Below are 938 nucleotides of genomic sequence, written 5' to 3' on the forward strand. Positions count from 1 at the left end.
CCGCCGCGCGGGCGGCCGGAGCCTGCGGATGCCAGCCGATCAGGTGGCGCCAACTCAACGGCGCGCCTGCCAGCGGTACGCACACGATTCCGGGCATCGGCGGCGTCGTAGCCCGGCACAGGCCCACCGCTCGGCCGACCTCGGCCAGGTGCACGCACGAGGCGACATCCGTCTCGTAGACCGACACCGGCGCGAAACCCGCCCGGGTGCACGCGGCGGAGAAGCAATCGCCGAAACACCCCTCCCCGGGCACCACCGCCCAGTGTTCGTCCGCGCAGCGCGCGAGTTCGACCTCGGGTTCACCGGCGAGCGGGTGGTCGGCGGCGAGCATCAGGAAGACCGGATCGGTACCGACGCCACGCCAGGCGAGGCCGTCCTCGGAGGAGGGGCCACTTTCACCACACGTGCCCACCAGTACGTAATCCAGCCGCCCGCTCGCCACCATCGAGGTCAACGTCCGATCCGACCACGACGTGTAGGTGGTCACGGCGCCGGCCGGATACTCGCCCACCAGACGGTCGACGAGACCGCCCAGCAACGGCCCGTGCGTGCCGCCGAGCCGAAACGTGGGCTGCGCCTCGCCGTTCGCGCCGTTCGCGAACCGCACCGCCTCCTCCTGAAGTTCGCGGGCGGCGGGCAACAGTACCCGGGCCCGGTCCAAGACCAGTTCCCCCAGCGGTGTCGGCGTCACACCGTCACGGCCACGCTCGAACAGGGCCCCGCCCAGGGCCCGTTCGATGCGCTTGAGCTGGGTACTGAGCGCCGGCTGCGCCAGTCCCAGCGCCGCGGACGCACGCGTGAGGCTGCCCGCCTCGGCGATGGCCCGGATGGTCCGTAAATGCCGAAGCTCCAGTTCCATGCTGGGCAACGTAGGGCCGAGGCCAAGTCACGACAAGCCTCTGACACCCCGTCACCATCACCGACCCACCCACCCCGTC

General features: G+C 71.3%; 1 protein-coding gene. It reads right to left on the reverse strand.

Translation table 11 applies throughout. The annotated features are described in order from the left end of the window. The coding region (locus tag GT354_RS09770; RefSeq protein WP_161355877.1) for a LysR family transcriptional regulator at positions 1-859 on the reverse strand (859 nt) is incomplete at its 3' end. Positions 860-938: the final 79 nt, after the last annotated feature.

The organism is Streptomyces sp. SID3343 (assembly GCF_009865215.1).
Lineage (GTDB): Bacteria > Actinomycetota > Actinomycetes > Streptomycetales > Streptomycetaceae > Embleya.